At 62.3% G+C, this 16,817-nt stretch carries 14 protein-coding genes; 5 read left to right on the top strand and 9 right to left on the bottom strand.

Going from position 1 to position 16,817, the window contains the following annotated elements; genetic code table 11:
* Positions 1 to 1,272: 1,272 nt before the first annotated feature.
* Together AC27VE_RS02540 and AC27VE_RS02535 are read right to left on the bottom strand one after the other, a co-directional pair.
* The gene (locus AC27VE_RS02540; protein WP_006216596.1) at positions 1,273 to 1,479 is read right to left on the bottom strand and encodes a cold-shock protein; all 207 of its coding nucleotides are present in this window, start codon (positions 1,477 to 1,479) and stop codon (positions 1,273 to 1,275) included.
* A gap of 234 nt (positions 1,480 to 1,713) precedes the next feature.
* Entirely contained in the window at positions 1,714 to 2,778 is a 1,065-nt protein-coding gene (locus tag AC27VE_RS02535; RefSeq protein WP_424624729.1) for an AbrB family transcriptional regulator, read from the bottom strand.
* Positions 2,779 to 2,862: 84 nt separating this feature from the next.
* On the opposite strand from AC27VE_RS02535, the gene AC27VE_RS02530 reads away from it, so the two are divergent.
* The gene (locus AC27VE_RS02530) at positions 2,863 to 4,029 is read left to right on the top strand and encodes a pyridoxal phosphate-dependent aminotransferase (RefSeq protein WP_427956535.1); all 1,167 of its coding nucleotides are present in this window, start codon (positions 2,863 to 2,865) and stop codon (positions 4,027 to 4,029) included.
* Between the two features lie 130 nt (positions 4,030 to 4,159).
* Here AC27VE_RS02530 and AC27VE_RS02525 read toward each other — a convergent pair whose 3' ends face one another.
* From AC27VE_RS02525 to AC27VE_RS02505, 5 genes are all read right to left on the bottom strand, one after another.
* The gene (locus AC27VE_RS02525) at positions 4,160 to 5,686 is read right to left on the bottom strand and encodes a tripartite tricarboxylate transporter permease (RefSeq protein ID WP_427956538.1); all 1,527 of its coding nucleotides are present in this window, start codon (positions 5,684 to 5,686) and stop codon (positions 4,160 to 4,162) included.
* Positions 5,683 to 6,120, bottom strand: a complete 438-nt coding sequence (locus tag AC27VE_RS02520) for a tripartite tricarboxylate transporter TctB family protein (RefSeq protein ID WP_006227190.1) — start codon at positions 6,118 to 6,120, stop codon at positions 5,683 to 5,685. Before AC27VE_RS02520 ends, AC27VE_RS02525 begins: the two co-directional genes overlap by 4 nt.
* Positions 6,121 to 6,239: 119 nt before the next feature.
* Positions 6,240 to 7,214: a Bug family tripartite tricarboxylate transporter substrate binding protein gene (locus AC27VE_RS02515; protein ID WP_488703005.1), complete on the bottom strand. Its 975-nt coding sequence runs from the start codon at positions 7,212 to 7,214 to the stop codon at positions 6,240 to 6,242.
* A 139-nt stretch (positions 7,215 to 7,353) separates the two neighbouring features.
* On the bottom strand, positions 7,354 to 8,838 hold the full coding sequence (locus AC27VE_RS02510) for a sensor histidine kinase (protein ID WP_488702965.1): 1,485 nt from the start codon (positions 8,836 to 8,838) through the stop codon (positions 7,354 to 7,356).
* Positions 8,828 to 9,505 carry a response regulator gene (locus tag AC27VE_RS02505; RefSeq protein WP_088589892.1) on the bottom strand — a complete coding sequence of 226 codons (678 nt, stop codon included), beginning with the start codon at positions 9,503 to 9,505 and terminating at the stop codon, positions 8,828 to 8,830. Before AC27VE_RS02505 ends, AC27VE_RS02510 begins: the two co-directional genes overlap by 11 nt.
* Positions 9,506 to 9,994: 489 nt before the next feature.
* Between AC27VE_RS02505 and AC27VE_RS02500 the strand changes: the two genes are divergently transcribed.
* Entirely contained in the window at positions 9,995 to 11,371 is a 1,377-nt protein-coding gene (locus tag AC27VE_RS02500; protein ID WP_488702964.1) for a ClcB-like voltage-gated chloride channel protein, read from the top strand.
* A gap of 10 nt (positions 11,372 to 11,381) precedes the next feature.
* Here the strand turns inward: AC27VE_RS02500 and AC27VE_RS02495 are convergent, their stop codons facing one another.
* On the bottom strand, positions 11,382 to 11,843 hold the full coding sequence (locus AC27VE_RS02495) for a GNAT family N-acetyltransferase (protein WP_488702963.1): 462 nt from the start codon (positions 11,841 to 11,843) through the stop codon (positions 11,382 to 11,384).
* Position 11,844: 1 nt separating this feature from the next.
* Positions 11,845 to 13,197 carry a tRNA uridine-5-carboxymethylaminomethyl(34) synthesis GTPase MnmE gene (gene mnmE / locus AC27VE_RS02490; protein ID WP_488702962.1) on the bottom strand — a complete coding sequence of 451 codons (1,353 nt, stop codon included), beginning with the start codon at positions 13,195 to 13,197 and terminating at the stop codon, positions 11,845 to 11,847.
* A gap of 115 nt (positions 13,198 to 13,312) precedes the next feature.
* Between mnmE and AC27VE_RS02485 the strand changes: the two genes are divergently transcribed.
* Genes AC27VE_RS02485 through AC27VE_RS02475 form a run of 3 tightly spaced genes read left to right on the top strand, consistent with a single transcriptional unit; the run spans position 13,313 to position 16,813 of the window.
* Positions 13,313 to 14,899 (top strand): ABC transporter substrate-binding protein, encoded by a 1,587-nt coding sequence (locus AC27VE_RS02485; protein WP_035214317.1) that lies wholly within the window; start codon positions 13,313 to 13,315, stop codon positions 14,897 to 14,899.
* 22 nt (positions 14,900 to 14,921) lie between these two features.
* Positions 14,922 to 15,896, top strand: coding sequence for an ABC transporter permease (locus AC27VE_RS02480; RefSeq protein ID WP_006228056.1), 975 nt, complete (start codon positions 14,922 to 14,924; stop codon positions 15,894 to 15,896).
* Complete coding sequence (locus AC27VE_RS02475) at positions 15,893 to 16,813, top strand: ABC transporter permease (protein ID WP_488702961.1); 921 nt, start codon at positions 15,893 to 15,895, stop codon at positions 16,811 to 16,813. Before AC27VE_RS02480 ends, AC27VE_RS02475 begins: the two co-directional genes overlap by 4 nt.
* Positions 16,814 to 16,817 lie beyond the last annotated feature (4 nt).

The raw sequence follows: 16,817 nt of genomic DNA, 5'->3' as shown, positions 1-16,817 counted from the left end.
GACCGTCATCCACGCTAGGCCGTACGTCCGAATTCACGTGGAACAACTTTGGGGATAACTCAGAAAACCGGCATCAACGGCCGGGCAAGAATGCCGCGAAAATAAGTCCTCAGGCTAATCGCCCAGATCTTCGAAAACCCACAAATATCCAACGCGTCTCATAGGAGAAAAGCGCCTGACGTCCAATTCCGTGGTCATCTGAAAGGGACTAGGCGGTGCCACTTTCAAGCACTGCAGAGATCGCCAAAAAGGCGTGGAAAACTTTGTGGATAAGATTCGACTATCGGGTCCATAACCCTTACTTAATCACCACAAAACCCGGCCCGCCGATCAAGGGAACTCCCACGCCTTCGGCCAGTCAAATTGCCGCGATTCACGATGCGGCGGTTTATCAACATAGTTATCCCGCATCGTCTGCGCCCATCGTGACCCGCGTAGTTACCGCAGCACATCGCCTATGCCACACCGGGACCATTGACACCACAACTATCTTGCTCGAGCCCGTGGCGGCGCGCCATCATCCATTTGGCTGAGGCGGCAGATTCCATGTGAATCCCTGTGGAAAACTTGATATCCGGTTTCCAAGAGCGAATTCCACCGAAAAGGAATCCGGGAAATCCTCTCGCGAGCGGCGACCAAGATCGATAGGTGCGGGACCAACCGTAACCTAAAAGCGGCTCAAATCGTCCGCCGAATAATCGCTATCCCCATTTCTATCCACAGGCAAACGCCCCTCAATTTAGACAAATAAAGGGGTGCATCTGTGCATAACCGGGATGGGGATATCTTTGTGAACAACCACCGGATTTGCGCCCCAAAAAGGCTGAGGACGCCACCATCCGATAATCGGCATGCTTGCCTGTCTGGCTGGGGGGTGGCCTGAAAAATCGCTCGAAAGGCCCGTATTCCCTGGGAAAGAGCCCTGTTTCACGTAGAGCGGCCGCGCTCGGTTCCTGCTGGCCACCGTCAATTCGGCTAGTTTGAATTGCGCCTCGGCAAAACTGAAAATCTGTGCAAAACCTTGCACGCCAAGACGCGCGTGCTTCATTACTGCGCACCGAAATTCAAATTCCCAAAAATAATTATCCACAGACTTATCCAAGGCTGGAGGATATGTTAGTGAACACTAACTATCGTGTCTGTGCGGGCCGAAAACGGCAGCGATAACAACGGAAAAATTCCGGCCCAAATGAAACAACGCCCCAGACTCGGAAGTCTTGGGGCGTTGTAGCCAGGTCGGACCTGGCGGACGGGAAATTGGGATTTCCCGATTTAGAGCGGGCGAATTTCGGCCGCTTGAGGTCCTTTCGGACCATCCTTAACTTCGAATTCGACTTCCTGCCCTTCGTTCAGGCTGCGATAGCCGCGGCCCTGGATGGCGGAAAAGTGTGCGAAAACGTCGGTGCCACCAACGTCCGGCGTAATGAAACCGTAACCCTTGTCAGCGTTGAACCACTTAACTTTGCCCTTCTGAGCCATTTTTTCTAGCGTCCTGTAATTGAATCGAAGTGCAATGAATCAAGGACGCCGTGAGAACTGAACGACCGGTAGAAATACCTGCGTTGCTGCTGCGTTCCCGCTCGTCGCCAAGCAACAGAACGAGTCCGCGCGCTGCTTGAATCAACTGCGGAATCAGCATACTCACCCCCCATTACCGGCTCATATTGTTGTTTACCCCAATGTCGCTTTTTTCTGACTGGAAGCGAAGTCCCGTTAGGCGGAATTTGCCTGTCTGCGCGCCAGAAATGCGTAGATCGGACCGGTGACGATCACAACGAACACCATGCGCGTGACATGGAAAGCGGTGACCACCGGCACGCCCAACTGCAGCACCTTCGCGGTGATCGCCATCTCGGCGATACCGCCCGGCGTCGTCCCCAGGATCAAGGTCGGCACAGGCGCCACCGACCAGTACGACAGCAGCGCACCCAGCCCGAACGCCAACGCCAAGGCCCCGACCGTGAACGTCGCCACCACGGCGATAAAGCGCGGTGCGGCGCGGAAGAAATCCGGCCGGTAACGGTCGCCCAGCGACCAGCCGATGAACAGCTGTCCGATCTTCGGCACGTAGTCCGGCAAGGCCGACAATTCCACGCCGGACGCGGTCAGCAACATCGCCACCAGCATGGGCCCCAGCACCCAGGGATTCGGCAGGCGCAGCTTCATGAAGCACAGGCCGCCGATGCAGGTCAGGGCCACCAACGCGGCAAGTCCTGCGCCATCCACGGTCTTCGGGCCTGGCACCGTGGGATCCAGCCCCGCCACGCCCCACCATTGGAAGATGAACGGCACCGTCACCACCACCAACAGCACGCGCACGCTGTGCGCGGTGGCAACGCGATCGATCCGCGCCCCATGCCGTTCCGCCAGGCTGGCCATTTCGCTGGCGCCGCCGATCGCCGACGAGAACCAGGCGGTCTTGAAATCGGCGTCCGTGAAGCGGCGCAGCATTGCCGTACCCATGAAGGCCAGCGCCAACGCGAACAGCATCCCCACAATGATGGGTCCGGCGTTGGTGCCGATATGACCAAGCACCTGCGGCGTGAAGTAGAGCCCCAGCGACGTGCCGATCACCCACTGCCCGCCATTGCGCGCAGGCCGCGGGCAGACCGTGCCCAACCCCGCGATCCGCGTGGCCGCCGTCACCAGCAGCGCGCCCAACATCCACGGCAGGGGCATGTGCGCCCATACCGCCAGCAAGGCGCCCGCCAGCGCAATCGACAAACCACCCAGCACCCTCAACAACATGTTTTGACCCACGATCCCATCCACGTGCATAGCTAATACGAAAAACGAATTATGAGTTAGTGGGATACTTACGAAAACTTTCTTTGCCTACCAGCGTTCATCCTCGCGTCCACCATGATCCGATCCAAACTTCCCGACGTCGGCACCACCATCTTCACCGTGATGAGCCGCCTGGCCATCGAACACAAGGCCATCAACCTGGGCCAGGGCTTTCCGGACTTCGATCCGGATCCCGCGCTGTGCGCGCTGGTGACCCGCGCGATGGCCGAGGGCCATAATCAGTATCCGTACATGCCTGGCGTGGCGCCGCTGCGCGAAGCCATCGCCGCCAAGACGCGCGAACTGTACGGCCATGCCTACGACCCCGAAACCGAAATCACCGTCACCAGCGGCGCCACCGAAGCTCTGATGGCCACGGTGCTGGCCGCGGTGAACAGCGGCGACGAAGTGGTCGTCATCGAACCCTGCTACGACTCCTATCTGCCGGCCATCCGCCTGGCAGGCGGCACGGCGGTGCCTGTGCCGCTGCGCGCCCCCACTGAAGCCGACCCCTACTACCGCATCGACTGGCAGCGTGTGCGCGACGCCATCACGTCCAAGACGCGTCTGCTGATGCTGAACTTCCCGCACAACCCCACCGGGGCCGTGCTTGAAGAAAGCGACCTGGACGCGCTGGAAGCCATCGTGCGCGACACCGGCGTGCTGCTGGTGTCCGACGAGGTCTATGAACACATCGTCTTCGACGGCAAGCCGCATGCCAGCGTGGCGCGCCGCCCCCTGTTGGCCGAACACGCCTTCGTGATCTCGTCCTTCGGCAAGACCTATCACACCACCGGCTGGAAGATCGGCTATTGCTGCGCCCCCCGCCAGTTGAGCGCCGAGCTGCGCAAGGTGCACCAATTCATGGTGTTCACCGTGCCCTCGCCCATGCAGTTCGCGTTGGCCGAATTCATGCGTGATCCCAAACCCTACCTGGACTTGCCGGCGTTCTATCAGGCCAAGCGCGACCGCTTGTCGCAAGGCCTGGCCAAGACGCGCTTCCGTCCGTTGCCCAGCCCTGGCACCTTCTTCCTGCTGGCCGACTACAGCCAGATATCCAAGCAGAACGAAGCCGACTTCGCGCGCGACCTGACCGTCAACCATGGCGTGACCGTGATTCCCGTGTCGGCCTTTTACCGCCAGCCCGACGCCGCGGAATCCAACCACCGCATCGTGCGCTTCTGCTTCGCCAAGAAAGACGCGACGCTGGATGCCGCGCTGGAGCGTCTGGCGCAGGTGTAATTCCCAAGAACAAAATATGAGCATTCACTCATATTCATAAAAAAAAGGGGCGCCGCGAAGCGCCCCTTGCAATTTCCGGCCAAGCCGCTTGCGGGTGGCAAGCCTTGCGGCCCGCCCCCACCGCAGCGCATCAAGCCGGACCAGCGGCAACCTTCCTGGCGCGACGCAACCGGCGCAACAGCTGCGGCACCACCACCACGGCGGCAGCGCCTGCCCACAACGACATCGACACCGGGCTTGCGAACAACACACCCACATCGCCATCAGTCATCGACAACGCACGGCGCAGGTTCTGCTCCATCATGTTGCCCAAGACCACGCCCAGCACCAGCGGCGCCATCGGCACGCCGAACTTGCGCAGGAAGTAGCCCAGCGCGCCGATGCCGGCCACCAGCAACAGGTCGAACGTACCCGCGTTGATGGCGTAGACGCCGATGTAGCTGATGCACAGGATGCCGGGCACCATCAACCAGCCCGGAACCGACAGCACCTTCGAGAAGAATCGAACCAGCGGTACGTTCATGATGAACAGCAGCACGTTGGCGACAAAGAGCGATGCGATCAAACCCCACACCAGCTCCGGCTTGGTTTCAAACAGCACCGGGCCCGGCGTGATGTTGTAGAGCGTCAGCGCGCCCATCATGACCGCAGTGGTGCCCGAACCCGGCACGCCCAGCGTCAGCATGGGCACGAAGGAACCGATGGCCGATGCGGTGGCGGCGGCTTCCGGCGCGACCAGTCCGCGCATGTCGCCCTTGCCGAACTTTGCGTTCGGATCCTTGGCTTCGATGATGCGCTTTTCCTGCGAATACGCGACAGCCGCGGCCACGCTGGCGCCCGCGCCCGGCAGCACGCCCACGCCGAAACCCACCAGCGCGCTACGCACCACGCTCCACCACGTGAACGCCATCTCTTTCAGGTTGAAGAGCTTGCGGCCGCTGGGCTTGACCTCGACGCTGTGGCCCGCCATCACTTTTTCCAGCATCTCCAGCATTTCGCTGACCGCGAACAACGCGATCACCACCACCACGAAATCGATACCGTCGGCCAGGTGCACCGATTCGAACGTATAGCGGTATACACCCGAGTTCGCGTCCACCCCGACCACCGAGATCGACAACCCGATCATTGCGGCCAGGACGCCCTTGACGGGCTGCTTGCCCAGCAGGCTGGTCAGGCAGCAGAACGCGAAAATCATCAGCACGAAATATTCGGCGGGGCCAAAGGCCAGCGCCCATTTGGCCAGCAGCGGCGCAAGCAGGATGATGCCCACCACCGACACGATGGCGCCGAAGAACGCCGACCACGCCGACAGCGACAAGGCCACGTTCGCCAGGCCCTGGCGCGCCAGCGGGTAGCCGTCCAGCGTCGTCATGATGGCGCTGGCCTCGCCCGGCACGTTCAGCAGGATGGCCGTGATGCGGCCGCCGTACTCGGCGCCCACGTAGACGGCCGCCAGCAGGATCAGCGCCGTTTCCGGCGGCAGGTTCATCGCGAAGGCGATCGGGATCAACATCGCGACCCCGTTCACGGGACCGAGGCCCGGCAAGACGCCGACCATGGTGCCGATGAACGAGCCGATCATGGCCACCAGGATGTTCGTCAGCGAAAAGGCAACGCCAAAGCCGATCGACAGATGATCAAGAATGCTGCTCATATCAGGACCTCCAACAGTCCGCCCGGCAGGACCACGTCCAGCACCTTGTCGAACAGCACGAAAAAGAAAAGGCTCATGACGACGCCGCCGATGGCGCACTTCACCCAGCCGCCGCCGAACAGGCGGCCGACGAACACCGTCATCAACGATGTCGCGATCACGAAACCCAGCCACTGGAACAGGAAGGCGTAGGCCACGGTAAACGCCATCATCAGCGCGATGCGTCCGTTGGCGCCCGGCGGGTTGGCTTCGACCGCATGGCCGCCCTTGTAGACCAGCCACAGGCCGCACAGGCCGATGATGCCGGCCAGTAGCAGGGGAAAGGCGCGCGGGCCTACGGGTTCGTAGGCGAAGGGGGCTTCGATGCCCCACCCCGCCGCCGTCATGAAGGCGGCCAGCGCCAGCGCGCCTACGCCCAGGATTCGATCATTCATGATCCGTCTTCCGTTGTGGTGGGACCGCGCGGCGCAACCGTCCCCGCCGCCGCTCGGCGCAAGCCGGCGGCAGGGGTGCCCGGGCGGGCGCGATCGGGAGGGAAAGCCTTGCGGCCGGCTTACTTCTTGACCAGGCCGAAGGAATCGGCCAGTTCGCCGTAGACCTTCACCTGGTTCTTCACGTAGGCATCCAGTTCAGGTCCCGTCTTGTTGAACGGGAACAGGCCCTGTTGCTGGCGCAGCTTGTCGAACTCTGGCGAGGCGGTGGCGGTGTTGAACGCCTTGACCCAGAACTGGTAGTCGTTGTCGGACACCTTCGGGCCCACATAGAAGCCGCGGATGATCGGCCAGACGATGTCGTAGCCCTGCTCCTTGGCGGTGGGCACGTTGCCCAGCTTGCCCGGCAGGCGCTGATCGTTGAACACGGCGAGCACGCGAATGGGCGCGCCGCCTTCCAGCATGGTGAAGGCTTCCGCCGCATCGCCCATGTAGGCCTGGATATGGCCGCCGCGCAATGCGGTGACGGCTTCGCCGCCACCTTCAAACGCCACGAAACGCATCTTCTTGAAATCCACGCCAGCGGCCTTGGCGGTCAGCGCGGCCTTCATCCAGTCCTGGCTGCCCACGGTGCCGCCGGCGCCCAGCACGATCTTGGTCGGATCCTGCTTGAAGGCGTCCATCAGGCTCTTCAGGTCGGTATAGGGGGAATCGTTGCGCACCACGGCCACGCCGTAGTCGGTGCCGATGGCGGCCAGCCAGCGCACGTCGTCGACGTTGTACTTGCCGAACTTGCCCTGGGCCAGGTTCAAGAGCGACCCACCCGAGAACGCGACGATGGTGCCGGGTTCGTTGGGATGCTGGGCGACGATGTTGTTGTAGGCCACGGCGCCGATGCCGCCGGGCATGTAGACGATGCGCATGGTGCTCTTGAGCGCCCCGCTTTGCTTGAGCCCCTCGGTGGCCAGGCGGCAGGTCAGGTCGAAACCGCCGCCGGGCTGGGCCGGCGCGATGCATTCCGGGCGGCGCGGCTCGTCTGCCGCATGGGCGGCGCCCAGGGAAAGGGTAATCGCGCCAAGCGCCGCCAAGGCGGCCATGCGCAGCTTCAGGCTGGTCTGCATTCTTGCGTCTCCGAGTTTTATAGGTCTTGGTCTGGCTGGGTCGTCGAGCGGCGCGGTGACGCCTGATCGGGCCCAGCGGACGCTACCGTACAAAACCGAAGCTTTCCAACACCTTTCAAAACCGGCCGTTTTCGTGATGCGGCGCAGCATCCGGCATGGGTTCAAGGGAAAACACCAACGCCGCCCGCAGCCCGGGCAAGGGGGCGCGGTTCTCCAGGACCAGCCTGGCCCCCAGGATATCGGCGATAGTGCCCACGATGGCCAACCCCAGGCCTGCGCCGGGCTTGTTCTTGCCTGCCGCGCCTCGCCGAAAGCGGACGCAGGCCCGGGCGATGTCCTCGGCCGACATGCCGGGACCATCGTCTTCGACGATCAGGCGGGCCAGGCCGTCGCCTGCCTGCACGGTCACCGTGACCTCGCCCGCCGGCGAGGCGTAGCGGATGGCGTTGTCGACCAGGTTGGCGGCGGCTTCGCGCAGCAGCCACTCGGTGCCGCTGACCAGGACCGGGCGAACCGCCGCCTCCAGGCCGATGTCCAGCTGGCGGGCACGGGCGGTGGGCAACAAGCCCCGGATCACCCCGTCGGCCAGGTCCACCAGGTCGACCATTTCGGCGGTGAACCCGCCTTCGGCCAGGGAAGCGTCCTTAGCGCGCGCCAGAGCGAGCATCTGGTTGGTGGTGCGCACGGCCCTGTCCAACCCCTCTTGCATCGCCAGAAGGGCTGTACGGACCTCCTGGGGGTCTGTTTCGCGCAAGGCATAGGCCGTCTGGGTCCGCAAAACCGACAACGGGGTGCGCAATTGATGGGAGGCGTCGTCCAGGAACTGGCTCTGCACCCTCGCCTGAGCCGCAAAACGGGCCATGTGGAGGTTTACTGCCGCAACCAGGGGCAGGACCTCACCTGGCATCTCCGACGCGCTGACGGGGCTTAAATCGTCTCCAGAACGCCCTTCCACCTCTTGGCGCAGCCGGACAAGGGGGCGCAGGGCCATGAAAACTCCCAGGATGATCACCAGCACGCTGATGAGGATCACCGCCAGGTCGCGCTCTACCGAGCGCACCAGCACCTTGTGCAGGAAGGCCTGCCGGCTTTCCAGGCCCTCGGCGACCTGCACGATAACGCGTCCCCCTTTATTCGCGTACAGCGGGGGATCCATCGGGCGCGCCAGCGCCGCAACCCTGACGGGCGCCCCTTGATAGGTTGCGTAGAAAAAGCGCGGTTCGCCAGACACAAGCGGTTGGTCCGGCATGGGCAGCTCCGGATGCCCGATTTCCGCCAGCCCGTCCTCGGTGGCCACTCGGTAGAACACGCTGCCATTGGCCGTCAGCTCGAAAAATTCCAGCATCAGGTAGGGCTGTTCCATGGCTAATCCACCGCTGGCTGTGGATATGTTGTGGTCGATCGCGCGAAGCGCGCCGGAGAGCGAGCGGTCGTAGGCAATGTCGACCTGGTTGCGCAGCTGGTGGTTCGACAGCCACAGCGCAGCCATCATCACGAATACCAGGGTGGGGATCAGCCACCAGAGCAACTGCGTTTTCAGCGTCCGATTACGTTTTTTTGCGGCGAAAAAAGCGATTTTTTTTGGACTTCTAGTTGTCAACAAGGTTCTCCAGGCAGTAGCCCATGCCTCGCATGGTCACGATCTGCACACCGGTTTCCGCCAATTTTTTGCGCAAACGGTGAACCAGGACCTCGATGGCTTCCAGGTTGATGTCCGCATCGTCGGTCAGGATGCGGTCAAGGATCTGCTGCTTGTTGATGGGTTCGCCACTTTTCTGGATCAACACCCGAAGTACCGCGTGTTCACGTGGGGATAACTGCAAAGTCTGTCCCGAGACCGTGAATTTTTGCGCTGCAGACTCGAAAACCAGGTTTCCCAGAGCCAAACGCGGATGTTCGCGTCCACGGCTGCGCCGAATCAGTGCGATCAAACGCGCTTCCAACTCTTCCACAACAAACGGTTTCGGCAGGAAATCGTCCGCTCCCTGGTGAAGTGTTCCGATTCTTTCGGCTAGTGAATCGCGCGCGGTCAAGACCAGGACCGGCGTACGGTCGTCTCGCGCGCGAATCTTCGCCAGCAAAGTGTGGCCATCCATGCCGGGAAGTCCCAAATCGAGGATGACCGCATCGAATTCTTCGATTGCCAACCTTCTTTCGGCGACAAGTCCGTCGTCAGCCCATTCAACGACAAAGCCCGCATGTCTGGCCAGGCTTCTGGAAAGCCAACGGGCAAGTTCGGCTTCGTCTTCTATCAGGAGGATGCGCATGGACGGAGTCCGGGGGGGAGTGGCTGGGCGGAATGGGAAAGCATGTTTGGCTTTTCCTTTATTTCTCTTTATATAAAGACTAATGATTAATAAGGCCTGTGGATAACTACCTTAACCTTGAAAACCTCATTCTTTTCATCAGCTTGCAGCCGTTTTTGCCTGTGCAAGAACTCTGTGTGGGAAAAAAGTTGAAGTTGGACAACATTTCGGCCACCCCCAAAAACCCCCGCTTGTTCAACTTGCCTCCACACAATGTGCACAACCTGGCTACTTAGGAGTTATCCACAGGGCGATTTCTGGAAACGGGGTGGGAAAGCGGCACTTTTACCCCGAAAAACCGCCTGTTGCCTACCCGGTTTTTTGCCCTTGCAGAGGCCCAAAAACGCCCTCTGAGGCGATCGCGAAACCAGGGATTCGAGGGGCCATCACCGGGCTTTCTTGACAGGGGACTGAACAAAAAGTGAGCAACTTCCGCCGTAGAATCCGGCCATGGCTACAGAAATCAGAATCAGGAAGTTGGGCTGGGCGAAGGGCTTGAGAAGCCGTCTATTGGCCGACAACCTGCCCGCAACCTTGTGCGCGGCGGCACTGATGGGACTGTTCGGCGCGTTGGCGACGGTGGTGTTCCGGGAACTGCTGGGATGGACACAAATGTTGCTGGCCGGGGAAGACGTTCCCCACGGCATGGTGTCGTTGGCCCGTGGCCTGGACCCCTGGCAGCGTTTGCTGATGCCCGCTGTTGGCGGTGCGATAGCCGGCGTTGTGCTGCAAATGGCTGCAAGATGGCTGCCGAAACGGGGCGCGGCAGACTATATGGAAGCGATATCGGTCGGCCGGGGCGTCATCGGCCTGCGCCAGACGCTTGCGCGCAGCCTGTCGTCCATTTTTTCCATCAGCTCGGGCGCCTCCATTGGCCGGGAAGGCCCGATGGTGCAGTTGGCGGCCATGTTTTCCTCGCTGACCGGGCGATTCCTGCTGTTGCCGCCCCGCCATTTGCGGCTATTGGTGGCCTGCGGGGCCACGGCGGGCATCACATCCGCCTATAACGCGCCGATCGCGGGCGCGCTGTTCATCTCGGAAATCGTCTTTGGCGTGATTTCGTCGGCCACGCTGGTGCCGCTGGTGGTGTCATCGGTGGTGGCCAACATCGTCACGCGCCAGATCCTGCACTACGACGCGGTGTTCCATATGCCGCACTTCGAATTCGTGTCCGGTTGGGAAGTCGTGAACTACCTGGGGCTGGGCGTGGCCGCCGGCCTGGTCGCGCCGCAATTCCTGCGTTTCCTGGACGTGTCGCGCGCCGCCTTTTCTCGGCTGCCCTTCCCCCTTTGGATCCGCATGGCGCTGGGGGGATTGGTCGTCGGTGCGCTGTCGGTGCTGAACCCCGAGGTCTGGGGCAACGGCTATAGCGTCGTCAACAGCTTGCTGCACACCCCGTGGGCATGGCAGGCGGTGGCCGCCATCCTGCTGATGAAGATCCTGGCCACGGGCGCAAGCGTGGGGTCGGGGGCGGTGGGCGGCGTGTTCACGCCGACGCTGTTTGTGGGCGCGGCGCTGGGCGCGCTTTACGCAAGCGGGCTGCAGGCCGTGCTGCCGGCGGGCGACGTGTCGGCGATTTCCAGCTATGCCGTCGTGGGAATGGGGGCGCTGTTGGCCGCAACGACCTATGCGCCGCTGATGTCGATCCTGATGATTTTCGAGATGACGCTGAGCTATGAAGTGATGCTGCCGCTGATGCTCGCGTGCATCACCGGCTACGTGATTGCGCATCGCATACGGCCGGAATCGGTGTATGCGAAATCACTGGCGAACAACCGCCGCGCGCAGCAAGCCGTATCCGAAGGCACCAAAATTAAAAGCGAGTAAAGACTCGCTTTTATTCAGGTTGCGCTTGTTGGCGCAGGGGCTTGGTCATGAAGACGCGATGCAAACCCAGCTCTTTTGCGCGGTGCGTTTCCACGTAGCCGTATCGCAGATAGATGGCGATGTTCTCCGTCATCTTCTCTTGCGTGTACAAGCGGATGCTGGAGTACCCTGCCAGGCGTGCGACATTTTCCGCGTACTGCATCAGGATGCGGCCATATCCCTTGCCTTGCGCAGAGGGCGAGACCGCGATGTTGTCCAGCAGCAAACAGCCCGGCTCGGGGATCAAGACCAGCACAGCCTGAATGGCGCCGTCTTCCTGCAAGACATGCACCACGCCTTCTGCGACACGCGCTGCGTAATCGTCACGCATGGGGCCGGGCGCGGCGCCAATGCGCGCGATGTACGGCGTGTAGGCATCCGCGACGATCCGTTCAATAACGGGAACGTCGTCGGGCGTGGCAAGCCGTATCACCTTATTTTCCGATGCAGAAGCTGGAAAAAATTTCGCCCAGCAGATCGTCGCTGGTGAACTTTCCGGTGATGCTGGACAGGCTGTCATGCGCCAGCCGAAGCTCTTCCGCGAACAGGTCCAGCACCCGGTCGTCCTGGCCGGCGTGTTCGCCCGCAAGTGCCAGATGTTCGGCCGCGTCCTGCAGGGCATGCAGGTGGCGTTCGCGCGCCAGCCAGGGCGATTCGGCGCCCGGGTTCCAGCCCGCGATGTTCAGCAGTTCAGCGCGCAGCGCGTCCAGGCCTGCGCCGCGCTTGGCGGAAATACCCAGTTCGCCCGGCGCCGGCGTGAAAGCTGTGGATAACAGGTCCACCTTGTTGAACACTTTCAGCACCGGCGTGCGCGGCGGCAGGCGCGCGGTGATCTGCGCGTCCAGTTCGTCGCCCGGTTGGGTGGCGTCCTGCAAGTGCAGGATGACGTCGGCGCGTTCGATTTCTTGCCAGGTGCGGGCAATGCCGATGCTTTCGACGGTGTCTTCGGTTTCCCGAAGGCCGGCCGTGTCCACAATATGCAGCGGTACGCCGTCGATATGGATTTCCTGCACCACTTTGTCGCGTGTCGTGCCCGCAATCGGCGTGACGATGGCGATATCGTCGCCCGCCAGCGCGTTGAGCAGGCTGGATTTTCCGACGTTGGGCTGGCCGGCCAGCACCACGTGCAGGCCTTCGCGCAGGATGACGCCCTGGCGCGCTTGCACAATCAGGTTGGACAGGTCCGCGGTCAGCGCATCCAGGGTCGGACGAGCCTGATATTTCTCAAGAAAGTCGATCTCTTCTTCGGGGAAATCCAGTGTCGCCTCAACCAGCATGCGCAGATGGATGATGCGGTCGGACAGGTCGTTCACGCGCGCCGAAAATTCGCCGGACAACGAGGCGACCGCGCCGCGCGCGGCCGCCACCGACGAGGCTTCGATCAGGTCCGCGACGGCTTCGGCCTGGGCCAGGTCCATCCGGTCGTTCAGGAAGGCGCGGCGTGTGAATTCGCCGGGTTCGGCCAGGCGCAAGCCCAGGTCGCGGCCGGCGGCAAGGCAGCTATCTAGCACGCGCCGCAACACGGCCGGGCCGCCGTGGCCTTGCAATTCCAGCACGTCTTCGCCGGTATAGGAATGGGGGGCGCGGAAGTAGATCGCGATGCCTTCGTCCAGCAGTTCGCCGTCCACCGATTTGAACGGCAGGTAGTGCGCGTGGCGTGGCGTGAGGTCGCGCTGGAACAGGCGGCGCACCAATTCGGACAGGTCCGCACCAGAAACGCGCACGACGCCGATGCCGCCTCGTCCGGGGGCGGTGGCAATGGCGGTAATGGGGGAGTAAGCGGACATATCTGAACGGGGGAGATGCGAGAACAATAGGGGAATATAACTGTTGCGCGGCTCCTTGTTTGCTGGTTAATGTGCCCCAGAGGTTCAAAACCCGAAACAACTCTGGGAGATCACGATGGCATCTCGGTTTTCGCGTGTCTTGGCCTGCGGCTCAGCCGCGGTGATGTTGGCCTTTGGCACATTCAGTTCCGCAATGGCTCGCGATCTGGTGATCGCCCTGAAGACCGAGCCCTCATCGATGGATCCGCAGTATCACGCGCTGACGCCGAATACGCAGATCTCCCAAACCATATTCGATACGCTGGTCGCTACCGACGCGCAACTGAAGCCGCAGCCCGGGCTGGCGGAATCGTGGACCGTGGACGGCAAGGTCTGGACGTTCAAGCTGCGTCCTGGCGTGAAGTTTTCGGACGGCACGCCGTTCACCGCCGAAGACGTGGTGTTCACCTATGATCGCGTGCCCAAGGTGCCGAACAGCCCGTCGCCCTTCACGCTGTACCTGGGTTCAGTGGCCAAGACGGAAGCGGTCGACCCGATGACCGTGCGCATCACCACCAAGGAAGTCGCGCCGAACCTGCTGGTGAACCTGGCGCAATTGCCCATCATGTCGAAGAAGGCCGCCTCCGGCCCCGCGGCGGAAGGCAAGACCACCACTGAACTGAACAGCGGCGATGGGTTGGTGGGAACGGGCCCGTACAAGTTCGTGTCGTGGAAGCGCGGCGCGGAATTCGTGCTGGCGCGTAATGACAATTACTGGGGCAAGAAGCCCGAGTGGGACCGCGTGGTCTATCGCCCGATCAGCAATGCCGCCGCGCGCGTGGCTGCACTATTGGCCGGCGACGTGGACATGATCGAAGATCCCCCCACCGACGACCTGCCCAAGCTCAAGGGCGACAAGAAGCTGTACGTCGAGGAAACGCCGTCGGTGCGCGTCGTGTACGTGGCGCTGGACCAGTATGCGGAACCTTCGCCCGGCATCCAGGGCACGGACAAGAATCCGATGAAGGACAAGCGGGTGCGTGAAGCGCTGTCGCTGGCCATCAACCGTGACGCGCTGGTCGAACGCGTAATGGGCGGGGTGGCGCTGCCGGCCGGCAACCTGCTGCCCTACCCCATGGTCGGCTCCAGCAAGGAACATTCCAAGGCGCCGAAGGCCGATGTTGAGAAGGCCAAGGCTTTGCTGAAGGAAGCGGGCTATCCCAACGGGTTTTCGATCACGCTGGGTTCCCCTTCGGGCCGCTACGTGAATGATTCGAAAGTGGCGCAGGCCATCGCGTCGATGTGGACCCGCATCGGTGTGAAGACCAGCGTGGATGCAATGGCGCCCCCGGTGTTCTTCAAGAATCGCGACAGCTACGCGTTCTCGGCCTATCTGGCCGGCTGGTCGGTGACCAGCGGCGAGATGTCGAACGCGCTGACTTCCCTGCTGGTGACGCGCAATCCGGAAGCGGGCCTGGGCACGACCAACCGCAGCCGCTATTCCAACCCGAAGATGGATGAACTGGTGAAGGAAGCCTCGTCCACGATGGACGATGCCAAGCGCGCCGACCTGCTGGCGAAGGCCAGCAATATCGCGATGGACGATTACGCCATGCTGCCGGTGCACTTCGAGCTGTCGGTCTGGGCCATGAAGGGCGACATCCGTTATCAGGGCCGCCCCGACCAGGTCACGCTTGCGCAGTTCGCAACCCTGAAGAAGTAACGCGCAACGCGGGCGGTCCCTAGTGCTGGCAACAATCGTAAGAAGGCTGCTGCAAACCATCGTCGTCATGCTCGTCATGTCGGCGTTGGTCTTTGCAGGCATCTACATGGTGGGCGATCCGGTGTCGATGCTGGCCAGCCCCGAGGCGACCGAGGCGCAGCGCGCCGCGATCAGCGCATCGCTGGGCCTGGACCAGCCACTGTGGCGGCAGTACCTGATCTTCATGGGCCAGGCGGTGCGCGGTGATTTCGGCAACAGTTTCCTGACCGGCGAGCCGGCCATGCACCTGATCCTGGAGCGCATGCCGGCCACTGTGGAGCTGGCCTGTGTGGCCATGCTGCTGTCGGTGCTGATCGGCGTGCCGCTGGGCATCCTGGCGGGGCTCAAGCCGCAAGCGCCGGGCTCGCGCGCCATCATGACGGGCTCGGTGCTGGGGTTTTCGCTGCCCAACTTCTGGGTCGGCCTGATGCTGATCATGGTGTTCGCCGTGATACTGGGCTGGGTGCCGGCCGGCGGGCGCGGCAAGACAGTCAGCATCGGCTCGCTGGAACTGAGCGTGCTGACGCTCAACGGTTGGCTGAGCCTTGCCTTGCCTGCCGCCACCATCGCGTTTGCCAAGTGCGCGATGATCATTCGCGTGACCCGCGCGGCCACGCGCGAGGCGCTGCCCATGGACTACATCAAGTTCGCGCGGGCCAAGGGGCTGTCGGAAAAGCGCGTGTTGGGCGTGCATCTGTTGAAGAACATCCTGATTCCGGTGGTGACCGTCGCCGGGCTGGAGTTCGGACAGGTGATGGCGTTTGCCGTCGTGACCGAAACGGTGTTTTCGTGGCCTGGGATGGGCAAGCTGCTGATCGATTCCATCATCAACCTGGATCGTCCGGTGGTGGTCGCGTATCTGCTGCTGATCGTGTTCTTCCTGGTCATGTTGAATCTGGTGGTGGACATCATCTACACGGTGCTGGACCCCCGCGTACGTTTGGATAGCCGCCGATGAACAGCCCTGCCACCGCTGCCGCGCCTGCCGCAGCCATCAAGGAACAGACGCCCTGGCGGCGTTTCGTATCGGATTTCTTCGCCAGCAAACTGGCCACGCTGGGCCTGGTGATGCTTGTCGTGATCGTGGGCGCCGCCTTGCTGGCGCCGTGGATCGCGCCGCAGAATCCGTATGACCTGGCGTCGCTGGACATCATGGATTCCAAGCTCAAGCCGGGCAGCGAAAGCGGCGACGGCTCCATGCACTATCTGCTGGGCACCGACGGGCAAGCGCGCGACCTGTTTTCGGCCATCCTCTACGGCATGCGCACCAGCCTGCTGGTGGCCACTGTGTCGGTGCTGGCGGCGTTTGGCATCGGCGCCACCGTGGGATTGATCGCCGCCTATTTCGGCGGTCGGATCGATGCGCTGTTGATGCGGATTGTGGATATCCAGTTGTCGTTTCCCGCCATTCTCGTGGCGCTGATGTTGCTGGCGATTCTGGGCAAGGGTGTGGATAAGGTGATCATCTCGCTGATCGTCGTGCAATGGGCGTATTTCGCCCGCGCGGCGCGCGGCGCGGCGCTGGTTGAACGCGGCAAGGAGTATGTGGAGGCTGCGCGCTGCATGTCCCTGTCTTGGGGGCGCGTGCTGTTCCGCCACGTGTTGCCCAACTGTATGCCGCCGCTCATCGTGATCGCCACGATCGACCTGGCGCACGCGATCGCGCTGGAGGCCACGTTGTCGTTCCTGGGCGTAGGCGTGCCCGTGACCGAACCGTCGTTGGGCATGCTGATCTACAACGGGTTCGAATACCTGTTGTCGGGCCAGTACTGGATATCGTTCTTTCCCGGCATCGCGTTGGCGCTGGCCATCATCGCCATCAACCTGGTGGGCGACCACTTGCGCGATGTGCTCAACCCGCGCCACGCGAATTGAGGGC

This window comes from Achromobacter sp. 18P8.1.1, assembly GCF_057799415.1.
Note: the sequence above shows the minus strand (reverse complement) of the source record. Positions and strands in the feature narration are given on the sequence as shown.

Coding starts and splice junctions, on each gene's coding strand:
- AC27VE_RS02540 (WP_006216596.1), bottom strand. CDS start 1,479: ATGGCTCAGAAGGGCAAAGTTAAGTGGTTCAACGCTGACAAGGGTTAC.
- AC27VE_RS02535 (WP_424624729.1), bottom strand. CDS start 2,778: ATGCACGTGGATGGGATCGTGGGTCAAAACATGTTGTTGAGGGTGCTG.
- AC27VE_RS02530 (WP_427956535.1), top strand. CDS start 2,863: ATGATCCGATCCAAACTTCCCGACGTCGGCACCACCATCTTCACCGTG.
- AC27VE_RS02525 (WP_427956538.1), bottom strand. CDS start 5,686: ATGAGCAGCATTCTTGATCATCTGTCGATCGGCTTTGGCGTTGCCTTT.
- AC27VE_RS02520 (WP_006227190.1), bottom strand. CDS start 6,120: ATGAATGATCGAATCCTGGGCGTAGGCGCGCTGGCGCTGGCCGCCTTC.
- AC27VE_RS02515 (WP_488703005.1), bottom strand. CDS start 7,214: ATGGCCGCCTTGGCGGCGCTTGGCGCGATTACCCTTTCCCTGGGCGCC.
- AC27VE_RS02505 (WP_088589892.1), bottom strand. CDS start 9,505: ATGCGCATCCTCCTGATAGAAGACGAAGCCGAACTTGCCCGTTGGCTT.
- AC27VE_RS02500 (WP_488702964.1), top strand. CDS start 9,995: ATGGCTACAGAAATCAGAATCAGGAAGTTGGGCTGGGCGAAGGGCTTG.
- mnmE (WP_488702962.1), bottom strand. CDS start 13,197: ATGTCCGCTTACTCCCCCATTACCGCCATTGCCACCGCCCCCGGACGA.
- AC27VE_RS02485 (WP_035214317.1), top strand. CDS start 13,313: ATGGCATCTCGGTTTTCGCGTGTCTTGGCCTGCGGCTCAGCCGCGGTG.
- AC27VE_RS02475 (WP_488702961.1), top strand. CDS start 15,893: ATGAACAGCCCTGCCACCGCTGCCGCGCCTGCCGCAGCCATCAAGGAA.